1 pseudogene is annotated in these 354 nt (G+C 28.0%); it reads right to left on the bottom strand.

The features are described 5' to 3' along the window. Positions 1-354: pseudogene (locus tag FUA24_RS10910) on the bottom strand (5-methyltetrahydropteroyltriglutamate--homocysteine S-methyltransferase); the annotation flags it as partial.

Below are 354 nucleotides of genomic sequence, written 5' to 3'. Positions count from 1 at the left end.
TTTTCTTCAAATAAATAAACAAAATCATTATTATCAGCACTTGCTAAATGTTTTATAGCTACAACTTCTTCTAGTTTTTGTTGTGCAAAGGCAAGCCATTGTTTTATATCTGGTTGTATGTTTTTTTCTGAATTTAAATCATACGGTACGTGTAATAGAGAGCATGATGTTGCAATCCATAATTTATCAGCTGGTATTTTAGTTGTTATTTTATCAATAATTTTTAATGAATCTTCAAAATTGTTTATCCAAATATTTCTACCATCAACTAAGCCTAATGATATATGGGTTTTTGGGTTGAAATTTTCAGTATGTAAAATATCATCAATTTGAAGTGAGCAACGCACCAAATCT

The sequence above is a fragment of the Seonamhaeicola marinus genome (assembly GCF_008085455.1).
This window is presented reverse-complemented; position numbering and strand designations above follow the sequence as displayed.